This is a genomic window from Vibrio sp. M250220 (assembly GCF_036533795.1).
GTDB lineage: Bacteria > Pseudomonadota > Gammaproteobacteria > Enterobacterales > Vibrionaceae > Vibrio.
Map to the genome: position 1 here is coordinate 1 of NZ_JATABI010000052.1, position 15,790 is coordinate 15,790.

Genomic DNA, 15,790 nt, shown 5'->3' on the forward strand with positions numbered 1-15,790 from the left:
AGCAAGATCTTGCCCAGATCGAGCAAAAAGTTGCCCGGAAGCAAAAAATGCACCGAGGAGACTGTGAACAATCACAAATGATGAAAAATCAGAAAATACCCCACTGCTACAGAGGGGTCGTTCGCAACAGTATGGTTTGCTATCCAGTGTGTTGCGAACACGTTAAGTGATAGGAGCTGGCCCAGATGGGGGGCTTTGTGATATCAAACCGTATTAGAGGCAGATTCTTCTCACGAAATAGAGCGCAACATTGAGATCGCTTGTTCCAGTAAAAAAGCACCTTCACTGGTCAATGACCAAGCAAACAACGCAATATTGAGTACCAAGGTCGACCAGAAGAGGAACTTAAATCCAATATCATGATACTTGTGATGCATAATCGACTGAGCAAGCAAAGCCCCAACCCATCCGCCACACACGTTCATTATATGGAAAGCGACTTCCGGAACTCGCCACCCACCGTTCATCATTGCGTGCCTGTCTAACGCATATAAGGTGTATGTGGCTGTGCTGGCTGCAAAATAAAGTACGCAGGATATGAGTGGAAAATCTAGCAAGACGACGCTACCGAAAAGTGCGCTACAGAACCAGACAGCTATAGCAAGAGAAAAATTAAACACCAAAGGCCGAGTTACGTCGACCGCTCTCATGGTTCCATTACTATCAGATCCTAAACGAAATACCACAGGTTCGCTGACACAGGAGTTATTTTCTAAATCATTGATATGAAATAAAATTTGAGTATCTTGGTTTTCTACAGAAATATAACCATAACCCTTGCTCTGATCCCATTGAGCAATTGTTCCTTGTATTGCCATGTTATTTCCCTTACCTAGCCTGAAGTTGCGATAAGCCTATAATTATTATTGCGTTAACATTAGCCATAGCACACATATTATACAATGCGCATATTCTAACCAACTTTGCTTAAATTATTTGATCTAGAACACGACTGACAGGTTCTGGCACGACCACTCGATAGAGATGAGCGAGCTTGATCAGACGATGAATTCGCTCAGGCATCGCGCTCCGCTTCGACTAAACTTTTATCTGTGTTGCCAGATAAGCTTAAAGCACAGCGAGAAGAATTTGCGCTTTTTGTGCCGGAAATTCTTCTCGCTGTTTACAACCACTAGGACAAATCTTTTGGGGCAAAGTATGGACCCTTGGTGCGAATTGAGAAAGGGTTATCGGCATTTTTGAATTGATAGAATCGAGACGCTCACGATTACCGATACAAGGTTCGAGACATCGACTGGCAAATGTCTCGAACGCTACATTACACTTCACGTACCGGAAGCTTAGAAGTATTCGTTACTTCATGACCATAGGTGAAATATTGAGCGCGATTCGACAGCCGTTGAGGTCAGACTCAACATCAAACTCCACCAACTCATTAACATGAACGTCAATTGAAGTGGCACGCATATCTCGAACATGAAAAAACACCTTATCGTTGCAGTTTTCATCTTCAATAAAGCCATAACCGTGCTTCGGATCTAAATCGATGATTTTTCCAAGAACTGACATGCTGCTTCCTCGCTATAACAGTAACAGTGAATTCTGTTATTCTTACTGCGCACAGGTTCACTTCGATCACTGTTAATAAAAAATAGTTGCTAAGCCAGCAAAATATCTTTCAGCTCATGCAGAGAACTTACCGTGTAGTGCGGCGAAATATCGGCATCTGCTTCAGCCCCTACACTATTTAACCAACAGGTTTCGATACCAAAATTAAGTCCACCTAGGATGTCAGAATGTTGGTTGTCTCCCACCATGAGAACTTTGCTCTTACAAGGCGACCCCATTTTCTCCATCGCATGGCTAAAAATGGCTGTATCGGGCTTAGCAAAACCCACTTGCTCGGATATCACGACGTGTTCGAAATATTGGCTCATACCGGTTCTTTCAAGTCTGATTGCCTGAAGCTCGGTAAAACCATTAGTGATGATACCCATCTTCGCCTTGCCATGAACCGCTTCCATCAGCTCTTTTGCTCCTGGAAGTAAGGTACATATGTCAGCCATTGCCTCTAGAAAAGCACTGTTTAACTCAGAGGTGGTCGTATCTAACCTGTCTGCCCACTCTTGAAAGCGAGTGTGTTTTAAATCATCGGCACTGATGGTGCCATTTTGATAATCAACCCATAGAGGCTTATTGACAGTTTGATAGTGCTCAAAATCTTGTGAAGTAAACTCTACGCCCTTGCGTGAGAACATAAGCTGCATCCCTTTAAAGGCATCAAAGTGAAACAGGGTTTCGTCAGCATCAAACAAGATCCAATCGTATTTCATTGCTATCTCCTAAAAATTTCATCGCTAGTGTAGATTGTTTTCAATAAGATGATAATCTCTAAGTTAAGAAATTTATTGTTTACCTACAGTCAACTATGCAAGCATTCTCTTCGATACCTGTTTTTGTCTCAGTGGTTGAAAATGGCAGTTTCTCTGGCGCAGCCGAAAAACTCAATATCACCAAATCCGCCGTCAGTAAACGAATCACCCACTTAGAAGATGAACTAGGAATTAGACTTCTTAATCGCACCACACGAAAACTGAGTTTAACGGAAGCGGGTCAACGCTACTACGAGTATGTCGTGCAATCTCTAAACCTAGCGCAACAAGGACTAGATGCGGTTAGCGAGCTGCAAGGCAAGCCTCGCGGTACGCTAAAAGTGACGGCTCCCATGTCCTTTGGTGTCCTACACGTAGCTCCTCTGATTGCAGAGTTCCTCGCTCTCTATCCTGATGTAGAAATTGATTTGCAACTCGAAGACCAAATGGTTGACCTCATACAAGACAGTTTTGACATCGGCATCCGTATTGGCCACCTGCCTTTATCAAACCTAATTGCGAAAAGACTCGCACCATGTGTCAGCGTGCTATGTGCATCAAAAGAGTACCTAGAACAACAAGGCCGCCCACAGCAGCCTAGCGACCTGGTCAATCACAGTTGCTTACAGTACAGCTACTATCGCGGTGGTACCGAGTGGAGCCTCAATTCGGCTGGGCAAGAGTATCGCGTTGTTCCTAAAGGTCGTTTATCAGTGAACAACAGCGAAGCGATTCGTCGTGCAGTATTAGAGGGTGCAGGCATTGGGAACTTACCAACATTCATTGTGGCCAAGGACATTCATGCAGGTCGTCTTGAAGTTGTCCTTGCCGATTACCGGTTACCAGTACATGCCGTCTATGCCGTTTTTCCTGAAAGAAAACATATGCCATTGAAAGTTAGAGTTTTCTTGGATTTCATCAACGAACGATTGGGCACTGACACCCCCTACTGGGATAAGTGTTAACCATTAATGTGACTCCATGCTCAACTATTCTTGTTGAAGTGATTTACGCAAGACTTTATGACCTGAAACAAACTTTCTCCGTTATTCTCCAGTCACAATCTAGGTATTGCTAAATGCCTAGGAGGCGTCCGATATGAAACGATTCTTTCCTTCTAACATCATGCTAATTCCTTTTGTGGTGAAGAACTATTCCGAAGAACAGCAAGAGGATAGCGGTGACACCGACCAGCAATCAGATCCCAATGAGTCACGCGAATTGGAAGAATGAGACTCTAATCAGACCGTAGCGGTTATCAGACCGTAGCGGTTATTAATTGGCTACGCTAACAGCGCACAACAACAAGGGAGGACAACAATGAAGAAAGTTGCCGTAATACTCAGTGGCTCAGGTGTCTTTGATGGGGCTGAAATTCACGAATCCGTACTATCGCTGCACGCGATTGAAAAACAAGGTGCGAGCTGGCACTGTTTCGCGCCCAACATCGATCAACTTCATGTTATAAACCACAAGACCGGTGAAGAGATGGAAGAGACACGCAACGTCTTGGTTGAAGCGGCACGTATTGCACGCGGGAAAATAGAGGATGTTGCAAAGCTCAATGTCGATGATTACGACGCACTATTGCTTCCTGGAGGTTTTGGTGCCGCGAAGAATCTCACCGATTTCGCGGTAAAAGGTGCAGAATGTAGCATTAACACTCATGTTGCTAGTGCATGCAGAGCGTTCGCTCAAGCACGTAAACCCGCGGGATACCTGTGCATTGCTCCAACAATCATTCCGCTCATTTACGACCAAGGCGTCAAAGCCACTATTGGTAACGATGCTGCGACCGCTGCGGCTTTTAATACCCTAGGCGGCCTTCACATTGAGTCGCAAGTAGACCAAGTTGTATTTGACGAGCAACATCTCGTGCTCTCGACACCCGCCTATATGCTCGCCGAAAACATCTCTGAAGCAGCAAAAGGAATCGAAGCACTAGTCGAGAAATTAGTCTCACTCAGTTAGCTAGATATCTATGCGCTATTTAGCCCCTGTCGGTATTCCTACTGACGGGGCTTTTTGTTTGCTCCGAACGCAAAAAATTTGACAATTTCTGTTTGTGTTGAGAAAACGATTGCGCTAACCCACTAATATTTAACAACTTACATTCGATACAAATTGAACTGGTCGGAGTTCACATTTTACTGCAACACCTACCACTTTTGGGTAGCAAAATTGTTTGAGAGCAAGATTTGAGGTTGGATAGTTATGCGAATCTAAATGCAGATTTCAAATATAACAATATGGAGCAATCCAATGACGAGTGCATTTTTTATCCCTACTGTAAACCTAATGGGCCCTGGCTGCCTGACTGACGCAGCAGACAATATTCAAGCTCAAGGTTTTAAAAAAGGCCTGATCGTAACCGACAAAATCCTTAATCAGATTGGTGTTGTAAAGCGAGTTCAAGATCTATTGACTGAACGCCAAGTAGACACTGTGGTATTTGACGGTACTCAACCAAACCCGACAATCAGCAACGTGAATGATGGTCTCGCACTGCTTATGGATAACGACTGTGACTTCGTAATTTCCCTTGGTGGCGGTTCACCTCATGACTGTGCTAAAGGTATCGCATTGGTCGCTTCCAACGGTGGCAAGATTGGAGATTATGAGGGTGTAGACCAATCAGCTAAACCAATGCTGCCACTGATCGCAATCAACACAACGGCTGGCACAGCTTCCGAGATGACTCGCTTCTGTATCATCACTGATGAAGAGCGCCACATAAAAATGGCGATTGTCGATAAACATACAACACCGCTCGTATCCGTCAATGATCCAGAGCTAATGTTAGCTAAACCTGCTTCGCTGACTGCTGCAACAGGTATGGACGCATTAACCCATGCTGTTGAAGCTTATGTCTCTATCGCAGCAACACCTATCACTGATGCTGTTGCCATCAAAGCGATCGAAATCATTCAAGCTCACCTTCGCACTGCGGTCGAAAACGGCGATGATATTGAAGCGCGTGAACAAATGGCTTACGCACAATTTATGGCAGGTATGGCGTTTAACAATGCATCGTTGGGCTACGTACACGCAATGGCGCACCAACTAGGTGGCTTTTATGACCTGCCACACGGCGTCTGTAACGCGATTCTGCTTCCTCATGTCCAACGCTACAATGCTCAGGTCTGCCCAGATCGTCTACGTGACGTTGCGAAAGCGATGGGTGTCGATGTTAAAGATATGACCGCAGAACAAGGCGCTGAAGCAGCAATTGCCGCTATCGTTGCGCTAGCTAAAGATGTAGGTATTCCATCGGGTATCAAAGAGCTTGGTGCAGATGCTAAAGACATCCCAACCCTAGCAGACAATGCACTAAAAGATGCGTGTGGTTTTACTAACCCTAAACAAGCAACGCATGAAGAAATTTCAGCAATCTTTGCAGCCGCTATGTAATTAAAGTCTTTTCCTTTAGTCCTAGCCTCCTTCGGGAGGCTTTTTTTGTACCAGTCTTTTGCATTTTACGTACTACACTTCTACGACAATGGAGGTGTTTTATGAAATCAATATTCGGTCTTATCTTATTCACTTTATCGACTTTTACTGGGGCGGGTGAAAACAAAATTTACAATGTAAACGGTAGTGATTACGAGGGCTACTGGAGCAAAGTCAGTGACAATGCACCACTAGTATTGCTTATCCATGACTGGGACGGTTTAACAGACTACGAAATGAAACGAGCCGATATGCTCAATCAACTAGGCTACAACGTATTTGCCGCCGATCTATTCGGTAAAGGGATACGACCAACAGAGATTGAAGACAGAAGACAGCACACAGGAGAACTCTACAAAGACAGAGAAAAACTTCGTGCGCTAATGCAGGGCAGTTTGGACTTTGCCGCCCAGCTTGGAGGAAACAGTGACAACACCGTTGTGATGGGCTATTGCTTTGGTGGTGCAGCAGTTCTGGAGTCTGCACGAGCAGGTATGAAAGCCAAAGGCTTTGTCACCTTCCACGGAGGGCTAGGTACTCCTGAAGGTCAATCTTATCAGAACACCACTGCACCTATAATGATTCTCCATGGCACGGCAGACAGTGCCATTCCTATGTCACAGTTTGCTGAGCTGGCTGAGCAACTTGAAACGGCCAAAGTCCCACATGAGATGATTACGTATAGTGGAGCGCCGCATGCTTTCACTGTTTTCGATAGTCCACGCTATCGCGAAGATGCCGACAAGAAATCATGGGATAGTTTCACACGCTTCCTCGCCGCCAACACCAATTAAAGCAAAAGCCCCGCGATAGCAGTATCGCGGGGCTCTGTCATCCCTATCGTCTATGGCGCCGTATCTATTTCTACTGGTAGATAGTGCTTAGGTTCGAGCTTCAACCACTCTGGCAAAACAGTACCGATCGATATCGATGACCAAGTGCCAGACAAAATACCAATGAACATCGCCACAGCAAACCCTTGTAATGCGTTGCCTCCCATAATCCACAGTGCCGAGACCGTGAGCAAGGTGGTTCCTGAAGTCACCATAGTACGTGAGAAGGTCGCTATCACAGCTTGGTCATTGATTTCTTCCGTTGATAGAGACTGTTTTGCAATGAGCAACTCACGGATACGGTCAGCAATAATGATTGAATCGTTGAGTGAGTAACCCAAAATTGCCAGAATTGCCGCAAATACGGTCAAGTTAAATTCCATCTGCGTTGCAGCAAAGAATCCCAATACCAGTACGACATCGTGAATTAAGGCCAGCAGTGAACCACTTGCCAGACGCCATTCAAAACGAAAGCAGAGGTAACCCAAGATGCTCAGCATCGAAATCATCAGCGCTAAGCCACCTTGATCAACCAAATCTTGCCCAACTTGTGAACCCACCATGCTGTTGCTGATCACGTCAACCTGATGCGAAATCGGTGCTAGGGTCTGACTTAGGTCTGCTACCTGTGCGTCGCTTTGAGGAATTGGGTAACGAATCACCCATCTTCCATCCTGGTCTGAGTGCGTAACGTTGGTAAACTCACCAAGGGCTGGTTGCAATACCTCTACCAACTGCGAGTGGGTCACATTGTTATCAACCTTGACCTCAGTCACCATACCACCGGTAAAGTCTAAGCCCATGTTCAGGCCATTCATCGCCAATGCGACCAAAGAAACGACCATCAGCGCTAAAGAAACAAAGCTTGTGATGTAACGAATACGGCGAATACGCTGTTTAAAAAACTCAACCATGATTAAACCCTCACATCACGACGCGCATCGCGTCCCCAAACTAAGTTGATAATTGCACGTGATGCAAACACACCACTAAACATACTGGTCAGCAAACCGAGACCAAGAGTCAGAGCGAAACCTTGAATTGGGCCATTACCAAGCGAGTAAAGTACAACTGCGGTAATCATGGTGGTAATGTTGGCATCAAGAATGGTGCTCAACGCGCTACCAAAGCCAAGATCAATGGACTGCGCAAACGTGCGCCCTTCTGCAAGCTTGTCTTTGATGCGTTCAAAAATGAGCACGTTGGTATCGACCGCCATACCGACAGTCAGTACCAAACCCGCGATACCCGGCAGTGTCAGTACTGCTCCTGGTAGGAGTGCGATAAGACCAAGTAGGCTAACCATGTTGACCAATAGCGCCACATTAGCGACCCAACCTAGTCGGCGATACCAGAGCGCCATGAAAGTCAGCGTCATCGCAAGACCTAGCGCTAAAGCGGCAAAACCATTCTGAATGTTTTCAGCACCTAATGAAGCACCAATCGTGCGCTCCTCAACGATAGTCACTGGCGCAGTCAAAGAACCTGCGCGAAGCAACAAGGCTAAGTTTTGTGCATCTTCCATTGAGCCTGCTCCAGTGATGCGGAACTGGCTGCCAAGCTGAGACTGAATAGTCGCGACACTAATAACACGTTCGCTGCGTTCTGTTTCACCTTTCGCATTGGTGGTGTATTCGCGGTACACGGTCGCCATTGGTTTACCAATATGACCAGCGGAAAAGTCACTCATCATCTTGCCACCCGCATGATCGAGTGAAATGTTAACTTCAGAGAAGCCCATTTTGTCGACGCCAGCACGAGCATTAATGATGTGTTCACCAGTCAACACTGGTCGTTTTGCTAACGTGACATCACGGCCGTCGTTATCTTTAAGTGCAATGTCACCATACGCCTTACCTTCCGAAGGCGTGCGGGCTTCATGAAAGGCTAGCGTTGCGGTCGCACCAATCACATTTTTAGCCAACGATGGATCTTGGACACCCGGTAACTCAATACGAATACTGTGCTCACCCTGACGCTGTACCAACGCTTCTGTAATACCAAGCTCTTCAATACGGTCACGCATGATCTTTAAGTTTTGCTTTATTGTGACGGACTGGAACTCACTCTTGCTTTCAACCGTCGGTTTAACCGCAATGAAATCTGAATGTCGTTTTACGTCCCAAGTTGGGTAGTTCTGCTTGAGGAAGCTCTGAATCGATCCTAACGCCTGTTCAGAGTCTGATTTAATATCAAATGCTTCTGATCCAACCGAAGCGATCTGCACACTACGCAAACGCTCTTGACGGAGAAAATCTCTCACTTCATCGACCAAGCTATTGCGTTGGTCTTCGAACGCTTTATCAATATCTACATTAAGGAGGAATTGAACACCACCGCGTAGATCTAGCCCGAGCTTAATCGGACTAAAGCCCATGTCGCTCAGCCACTTAGGCGCCACTGAGACGTAAGAGAAACTAATACTGTCCTTTTTGCTGAGCAATTTATCTAGCTCTTTTCTTGCCAGTGTCTGTTCAGTTTCGTTATCGAACACCAAGGTGGTTTTGCTACCCATCTGTTCAATTTGACTTGCTTGGATATCACGCTGATCAAGATAATGATTCAGTTCAGTGACGCTATTTAAAATAGTATTTGCCTGCCCTTGTGACGTTGTCACCTGAATCGACGGTTTTTCACCATACCATGTTGGGATAGCACTCAATGTCAGCATGATAATCGTGGCAATCAGTACCACGTATTTCCAAGCTGAATAATGGTTCATGAGACGAGCAGAACTCGCCTGTTTAGCAGGATTTTTTTTCATTGTATTTCTTAACTTTGTTCGGCTCAGGCGTGCCTGAACCTAAATTACTAACGTAAGAAAGCGTAATCGCTTCCGAAAAAGTAAGTTAAAGAAATACCGGGTATTGGGCGTTTAACGCGACATAAAGTGCATTGGACTCTTTCCAGCCAGCAATTCGACTTGGCGAGGTATAACGAGTAGCAAGGGCATTAGTCGAAGATAGACAGGTTGCCTTGTATAAACGGAAAAGGGCAACGATCGCAGGTTCAAAAGTCGGTAGTTCTAAATTCGACGAAGAATCAGCGTCATCAACAAAACGAGTAGAATGTAGCCAGCGATTAGTACTTACGATCGCTAACCAATCTTGAGCAAATTCCGATTGTGTGATCGGTTTAGGCTGAGAGTCTTCTCTTACTTCATCAAACAGGGCCTGAGCATCGCTTTTAGACGCAGGTAGAAGAGTATTAATTCGGTAGCTTAATCGAGCTGAGGCTTCATTTTCAGCTTGCAGCAGATACGCAAACGCCTGCAAAGGCACAACCATCGCAAGAGTAAAAAGCCAAATGTATGAAATGAATCGACGAAGCATTGACCAGCCTGATTATATCTAACAGCGAGATAGTAGATCTAACCCATATGACAAACAACTAAAATGTTCTAAAAGCTAATATTCCATATCTGAGTCAAACCACTATCGGTAGAATATCTTACCGCTTAAAACATCAAGATAGATTTTGTTGGCTTGCTTTAAACCACCGCAGTAAACAAAGTAAGCTTGCTGTTGATTGAATGTCACGGAACGAATCCATCCTTTGGTCTCTTCAAAGTCTTCAGGAGTACAAGTCCCCTCTTTAAGCAGTTGGTCGGTTGTTTTTATAAACATCTCAAAGTGTTGCTTAAAGTCATCAGATTGCTCGATGTACTGGCTGATGGTTTCCATCCTCTCTTGCTTTGAAATGGTTGGCGCGACCTCAAGCAGTGCGTCCATCGGCACCCACTCTGCGACTTCAGGCCCCCCTTCTTCATAAACATAGTAGGGAGAAATCCGCCCCCAGCCATCTTTCTTTTCTAGTACGTGCAACTTGTCGCCACGGTACACAGTACTCTCAATAAACGCGTCGACATCTGGGGTTTCACGTACACCCAGTCTAGGTGGGCTAACGTAATAATCTGTCACTGGGGGCGCGGGTCGAATCTCTTCCTCTTCTTCGACAATAGGCAGTGGCGTAACAGGTTGCTTTTCGTCTTCAGCCGCCGCTAGCGCTAGAGCATCTTGTTGCGGTTTGTAATAGAAAATGTAGTAACCACCGCCAGCACAGGCGATACCCACTAACAACAAGACAACCATGATGAGTTTTTTCATATCCGCCTAATCTTTTCCTATACTTATCGAGTTATAACCACCACCACAACCACGATGAAATGGCACTGTATTAATATAACTATAACGGCAGCACTGCTGATCACTTTACCTTTTAAGGTACTTAGTGCCCATTGTTCGGCTCCAGCATGGAACGAAATCCTCAATCTTCAGACCGATCTTGACCGAACTTATAACCTCCATGCTCAAAAATTTAATCAGTTTCTGCACATCCATAACGAGCAGCCCTTTCTTTACCAAGAATTCACTCCTAAGGAGATCCGCCAGTTTTGGGACAGCAATAAGGATACCTTACATCAAAGTATGAACTCCCAAATTGAGGCATCGCTTTTTGTCGTTGATAAAATACAACTAGAGCGAGACTCCCTACAGCAACTATCTGAGCGTGCAGAACAACTACTGCTACGCTGGCGAAACATCAGCCAGCATTGCAAGCAGACGGACAATCAATCAAACGCCGTAGCAAGCGAAAAGTATGCGCAGCTTAATCAGGCGTTAATACTTGATATCAATAAACTGTTTACTAAACTGCTCATCCTAGAGCAACGATATGTGAATGAAGTCGAAACATTACGCAGGGCCAGACCAGATACAGAAAACGACTCCCCTTGATTCCAACCGCTATCGGTTGTCTATCGATAGCTACATTTCTCGATTTGACTCATACGCCTCCTGAAACGTGCTCTTTCCTATAAACATTTAATTTTAATCTGGCTGTTGGTCAGAGTAACGCGGATAACTTATGTCGAGCGATCATCTCAATGGCACATACCATTGACCTCGAAGTGGTTGCTGAAGGTGTCGAAACGCCAGAACAACTCGCAATACTTCGCCAACATCATTGTAATTATGTTCAAGGGTACTTAAAGTCAAAGCCACTTACGGTCTGCAAAATCGAGCAAGTTCTGGATCATAAACAGCCGTTATCTGCGTAATCTCGCATCAAAAAAGCCTGATAAAATCAGACTTTTTTGAACCAGGTTGCATGCTAAATCAGCTTGTCACACTTGGCTGCGCAGATGAAATCGTTCTGATGCAGACCTTTTATCGAATGACTCCACCATGTCACCGTCACCTTACCCCACTCAAGTAAAATTGAAGGATGGTGAAATTCTTCTTCAGCCAGCTCTGAAACTTTGTTGGCAAATTCCCAAGCAAGTTTATAGTTTTTGAACTTGTAGACTTTTTCTAGCTGGGGAATGCTGTCTCGTTCAAGCATTTGCCAATCTTCTAGCTCAGTCAATAGCAGCCTTCTTTCTTCTGCGCCTAGAGCTACAGCAGTAGCGGTGCACGCTTCGCAACGCAATTCATCAAGCATGATTTACTTCCTTTGGTTCAAATAGTGGGGGTAATAATCCAGCAGCCATCGCCTGTTTTACATGAAACATCAGATCCATCTTACTCAGGGTATAAAGCTGCTCGATGTCGTCTAGGACAAAATATTCCGGCTGCATAATATCAATTCGATAAGGTGTCCTGAGCACGGTGTGGAGATCAAACTCAACCCGTTTAGCTAGCGGATCATCCAGTGCATACAAAGTCTCACCTGGAGAGGATAGAATCCCGCCGCCATAAATTTTTTGCTCACTTCCCTCTTTGACAAGACCAAACTCGATAGTAAACCAGTAAAGTCTCGCCAGATATACCCTCTGCTTATCACTCGCATCTCGACCCAACTTGCCGTACATGCTGGTAAATTCAGCAAACTCAGGGTTGGTTAGCATTGCACAGTGGCCAAATATCTCATGAAAGAAATCCGGCTCTTGGAGATAATCAAACTCCTCTCTACTCCGCAAAAAAGTAGCTACAGGGAACTTCTTGTCTGCAAGCAATGCGAAAAATCGGTCAAAATTAATCAACGCTGGCACGGGTTCAACTTGCCAGCCCGTCGCTTGCTTGAGAACCCGATTGATATCAACAATTTGAGGCGCTCTATCTAGTGGCAGATCCAGCAACTCCAACCCTGCCAAATACTCTTTACAGGCGCGTTGTTTCACCAAGTGGAGTTGGCGACTAACCAAATCACTCCATACTTGGTCTTCTTCTAAACTCCATTCAACTACCCCTTTATCATTCACAGGCTTAGAACGATATTGTGTCATGACCAGCTCCATTAACAATTCCTTCACATTAAGCCTATCGTCATGCAGGGGCGGTGACAATTTAGCCAGCCAACTCTCTCATACCGCCCCTGTGTAACAATTATTTTACATTTGAACACTTTTTTCTTATTTTTCAGCCATCTGTTGAAGCTCTGTAAGTTTGACTTTGGCTACCTTTTCATCAAAGCTTATTCGAGAAAACGGAGAACAATAAGACGAGGATGTCATGTCTAATTCGCAGACGAACCTTCCAGCACCTATTTGGGTTCCAAGTAGTGAGCGAGTGGAGTCATCAAACCTGAGTCAATTTATAAAACACATTAATATTCAGGGAAATAAAATCGATAGCTATGCTGACTTGCACCAGTGGTCGATTGAAAACAAAAAGAACTTCTGGCTCGAGATTTGGCAGTTTTGCGACGTCATAGGCTACAAGGGCGACTGCATTTTAGGCGAAGGGTTGGCCAAGTGGGGCCAGTTTAACCCAAGCCGAGATACGATCTGGTTTCCACAATCGCAACTAAATTATGCCGAAAATCTGTTGGCCTACTCTTTTCAGGCACCAGATGACACCGCAATTTGGTTTAAGAACGAACGAGGGTCTAGTCGTCAACTGACTTGGCAGGAGCTGTGTGACCAAGTTTCAATCATTCAGCAATGGTTGGTTCAAAATGGCGTTCAAAAAGGCGATGTCGTCGCTGGCTATCTTCCACATATGCCAGAGACTGTGATCGCCATGCTCGCAACGACCAGCCTTGGTGCCATTTGGACTTCAACATCACCTGACTTTGGCGCGGAAAGCGTCATCGAACGATTTGGACAAGTACAACCCAAAATTCTGTTTTGCTGTAATGGTTACGACTTCAACGGTAAGACCTTCCAAATAGAAGAGAAAAACCGCAAAATTGTTGATGCGATTCCAAGCATCCTAAATACGTGCCAAATTGACTACTTACAAATAGATATGTCAATGGATGACCGCTGTGAGTCATTCTCTGATTGGGAAGCGATTTTTGCCAGCTACCTGCCACGCGCGATGCGTTATGAGCGGATTAGTTTTAATGATCCTCTTTTTGTCCTCTACTCTTCAGGTACGACAGGCAAACCGAAATGTATCGTTCATTCAGTGGGAGGAACGATATTAAACCATCTCAAAGAGCATCAACTTCACTGTGATATTCAACCGAAAGATCGTATTTTCTACTACACGACATGCGGTTGGATGATGTGGAACTGGCACGTATCCGCTTTAGCAAGCGGCGCGACCTTGGTGATATTTGACGGCAGCCCTATGTACCCTAACGAGCAAATACTTTGGCAACTGGCTGAAGATGCTAAGGTCACGCTGTTTGGTACATCGGCAAAATACTTAGAAGCTCTAGAGAAACAGCAGTTTAATCCTAGTAGCCAGTTGCCACTAAAATCTCTCAAAACACTCTGTTCAACTGGCTCAGTCCTCTATCCTCAACAATTTGATTTTGTGTATTCCAATATCAAAGTCGATATCCACCTTGCATCCATATCTGGCGGAACCGATATTTGCGGTTGCTTCGTATTGGGCAATCCAATTTCTGCGGTTTATCGCGGAGAGTGCCAAGGTGCAGGCTTGGGTATGGATGTCAAAGTGCTCAATGAATCTGGTGAAGCTATTATTGCCTCCCGCGGTGAGTTGGTTTGTCAAAACAGTTTCCCCAACCAACCGTTAGGGTTCTGGCACGATGATGGTGAGCGTTACCATATGGCTTATTGGGATAAGTTCGAAAATACATGGCACCATGGCGATGATGTCGAAATGACTCCACGAGGCGGAATGATTTTCTACGGACGAAGTGATGCCACTTTGAACCCCGGTGGTGTCCGCATCGGAACGGCAGAAATTTATCAGCAAGTTAACCAACTGGCTGGGATCCAAGATTCTATCGCCGTTGCAAGGCAAGTAGATGGTGATGAAAAAGTCGTTCTGTTCGTTCAGCTTGAGCCTCATGCATCACTGACCGAGCATATGATTTCGACCATAAAAGAGACGCTGCGTCGTCAGTGCTCACCCCGACACGTTCCGGCTGAAATCTATCCGTTAAGTGAAATACCCAAAACCAAATCAGGTAAATTGGTCGAACTGGCAGTCAAACAAGTTCTTCATGGACAAGAAGTTAAAAATCAGGGGGCGATTGCCAACCCTTGGGTACTAGACGAAGTCAGTCAATATCAGACCGTCCCAGTGGTATAAAACATTAAAGCCCAGTATTTCTACTGGGCTTTAATGTTTAAACCGAATCGAGTTACTTTTTGGCAACCGCCATCAACACGGTTTGTTCGCCGTGCGGGGTTGTGATGGTAAACGGCGTCGTGATTTCTACTTGGCTAAAACCCACACTCGTCAGCACTTGCTGAGCGTGAACAATCGTCATTCCGCTAACTTCGTCTTTGTCCGACAACCAATCCCAGTGAACAAAATGTCCGCCATCGTCGAGGATGCTGTAAACAATATCCGCGACATCTGAATAGTTTGGTAGGAAACTACACACTGAAGAGGCAACCACTAGATCAAACTGTGCTCGAAATGCAGGGTGCATCGCCACTAAACCACGAGTCAGTAGATCAACTACGGGTTCTACGTTGTGAAGCTCTTTCTTATCGAGTTGTTCTATCATTGCTTCGGAGCTGTCGAGCGCGACAATATCTTTTGCCGTTTGAGACATTCTTTGGCTAAGCAGACCTGTTCCGCAGCCAAAATCAAAAATATGTAACCCTTTAACATCAACTACTTGCTGTAGAGATTCAAAAGCTTTATCCGCATATACACTAGTCGTGTTATCCGAGTCCCAATCGAGTGCGACATCGTCCCAACTATTAGCCATCATGATCTCCCTGTAACAACATTCATTAGGCATGCCCCAAGAGTATCAAAACTGCATGAAATTCATAGCATTTCAATTCGGAAAACAGAC

Annotated in this window: 18 protein-coding genes; 8 read left to right on the top strand and 10 right to left on the bottom strand. The window is 45.2% G+C overall.

The features are described from left to right. Window positions 1-230: 230 nt before the first annotated feature. From QTN94_RS16345 to yjjG, 3 genes are all read right to left on the bottom strand, one after another. Window positions 231-818: a DUF1294 domain-containing protein gene (locus QTN94_RS16345; RefSeq protein ID WP_331428270.1), complete on the bottom strand. Its 588-nt coding sequence runs from the start codon at window positions 816-818 to the stop codon at window positions 231-233. A gap of 496 nt (window positions 819-1,314) precedes the next feature. Next, a complete protein-coding gene (locus QTN94_RS16355; RefSeq protein ID WP_331428271.1) occupies window positions 1,315-1,530 on the bottom strand; it encodes a cold-shock protein in 216 nt (71 codons plus the stop codon). 89 nt (window positions 1,531-1,619) lie between these two features. Beyond that, window positions 1,620-2,294: a pyrimidine 5'-nucleotidase gene (yjjG, locus tag QTN94_RS16360; RefSeq protein ID WP_138972014.1), complete on the bottom strand. Its 675-nt coding sequence runs from the start codon at window positions 2,292-2,294 to the stop codon at window positions 1,620-1,622. Between the two features lie 95 nt (window positions 2,295-2,389). Here yjjG and QTN94_RS16365 point away from each other — a divergent pair, with 95 nt between their 5' ends. The 5 genes from QTN94_RS16365 to QTN94_RS16385 all read left to right on the top strand — a co-directional run bounded on the left by QTN94_RS16365 (window position 2,390) and on the right by QTN94_RS16385 (window position 6,577). Beyond that, entirely contained in the window at window positions 2,390-3,298 is a 909-nt protein-coding gene (locus QTN94_RS16365) for a LysR family transcriptional regulator (protein WP_331428272.1), read from the top strand. 133 nt (window positions 3,299-3,431) lie between these two features. After that, window positions 3,432-3,566, top strand: coding sequence for a hypothetical protein (locus QTN94_RS16370; protein WP_276608339.1), 135 nt, complete (start codon window positions 3,432-3,434; stop codon window positions 3,564-3,566). 87 nt (window positions 3,567-3,653) lie between these two features. Continuing rightward, window positions 3,654-4,304, top strand: coding sequence for an isoprenoid biosynthesis glyoxalase ElbB (gene elbB, locus QTN94_RS16375; RefSeq protein ID WP_331428273.1), 651 nt, complete (start codon window positions 3,654-3,656; stop codon window positions 4,302-4,304). A gap of 291 nt (window positions 4,305-4,595) precedes the next feature. Next, the gene (yiaY, locus tag QTN94_RS16380) at window positions 4,596-5,744 is read left to right on the top strand and encodes an L-threonine dehydrogenase (RefSeq protein WP_331428274.1); all 1,149 of its coding nucleotides are present in this window, start codon (window positions 4,596-4,598) and stop codon (window positions 5,742-5,744) included. Window positions 5,745-5,845: 101 nt separating this feature from the next. Next, window positions 5,846-6,577, top strand: a complete 732-nt coding sequence (locus QTN94_RS16385) for a dienelactone hydrolase family protein (RefSeq protein ID WP_331428275.1) — start codon at window positions 5,846-5,848, stop codon at window positions 6,575-6,577. A gap of 50 nt (window positions 6,578-6,627) precedes the next feature. Here QTN94_RS16385 and secF read toward each other — a convergent pair whose 3' ends face one another. The 4 genes from secF to QTN94_RS16405 form a co-directional block, all read right to left on the bottom strand. Further along, window positions 6,628-7,530, bottom strand: a complete 903-nt coding sequence (gene secF, locus QTN94_RS16390) for a protein translocase subunit SecF (RefSeq protein ID WP_138972019.1) — start codon at window positions 7,528-7,530, stop codon at window positions 6,628-6,630. 2 nt (window positions 7,531-7,532) lie between these two features. Further along, window positions 7,533-9,380: a protein translocase subunit SecD gene (secD, locus tag QTN94_RS16395; RefSeq protein WP_331428276.1), complete on the bottom strand. Its 1,848-nt coding sequence runs from the start codon at window positions 9,378-9,380 to the stop codon at window positions 7,533-7,535. Between the two features lie 85 nt (window positions 9,381-9,465). Then, a complete protein-coding gene (locus QTN94_RS16400; RefSeq protein ID WP_331428277.1) occupies window positions 9,466-9,948 on the bottom strand; it encodes a hypothetical protein in 483 nt (160 codons plus the stop codon). Between the two features lie 102 nt (window positions 9,949-10,050). Further along, the gene (locus tag QTN94_RS16405) at window positions 10,051-10,722 is read right to left on the bottom strand and encodes a hypothetical protein (protein WP_331428278.1); all 672 of its coding nucleotides are present in this window, start codon (window positions 10,720-10,722) and stop codon (window positions 10,051-10,053) included. A 54-nt stretch (window positions 10,723-10,776) separates the two neighbouring features. Here QTN94_RS16405 and QTN94_RS16410 point away from each other — a divergent pair, with 54 nt between their 5' ends. Continuing rightward, the gene (locus QTN94_RS16410; RefSeq protein ID WP_331428279.1) at window positions 10,777-11,352 is read left to right on the top strand and encodes a hypothetical protein; all 576 of its coding nucleotides are present in this window, start codon (window positions 10,777-10,779) and stop codon (window positions 11,350-11,352) included. 98 nt (window positions 11,353-11,450) lie between these two features. Beyond that, complete coding sequence (locus QTN94_RS16415) at window positions 11,451-11,675, top strand: EAL domain-containing protein (RefSeq protein WP_443088803.1); 225 nt, start codon at window positions 11,451-11,453, stop codon at window positions 11,673-11,675. A gap of 53 nt (window positions 11,676-11,728) precedes the next feature. Here QTN94_RS16415 and QTN94_RS16420 read toward each other — a convergent pair whose 3' ends face one another. Continuing rightward, the gene (locus tag QTN94_RS16420; RefSeq protein WP_138972024.1) at window positions 11,729-12,058 is read right to left on the bottom strand and encodes a 4a-hydroxytetrahydrobiopterin dehydratase; all 330 of its coding nucleotides are present in this window, start codon (window positions 12,056-12,058) and stop codon (window positions 11,729-11,731) included. Beyond that, window positions 12,051-12,842, bottom strand: coding sequence for a phenylalanine 4-monooxygenase (gene phhA, locus QTN94_RS16425; protein ID WP_331428280.1), 792 nt, complete (start codon window positions 12,840-12,842; stop codon window positions 12,051-12,053). Before phhA ends, QTN94_RS16420 begins: the two co-directional genes overlap by 8 nt. A 226-nt stretch (window positions 12,843-13,068) precedes the next feature. On the opposite strand from phhA, the gene QTN94_RS16430 reads away from it, so the two are divergent. Further along, entirely contained in the window at window positions 13,069-15,069 is a 2,001-nt protein-coding gene (locus QTN94_RS16430) for an acetoacetate--CoA ligase (protein WP_331428281.1), read from the top strand. Window positions 15,070-15,121: 52 nt separating this feature from the next. Here the strand turns inward: QTN94_RS16430 and QTN94_RS16435 are convergent, their stop codons facing one another. Continuing rightward, the gene (locus tag QTN94_RS16435) at window positions 15,122-15,700 is read right to left on the bottom strand and encodes a class I SAM-dependent DNA methyltransferase (protein ID WP_331428290.1); all 579 of its coding nucleotides are present in this window, start codon (window positions 15,698-15,700) and stop codon (window positions 15,122-15,124) included. Window positions 15,701-15,790: the final 90 nt, after the last annotated feature.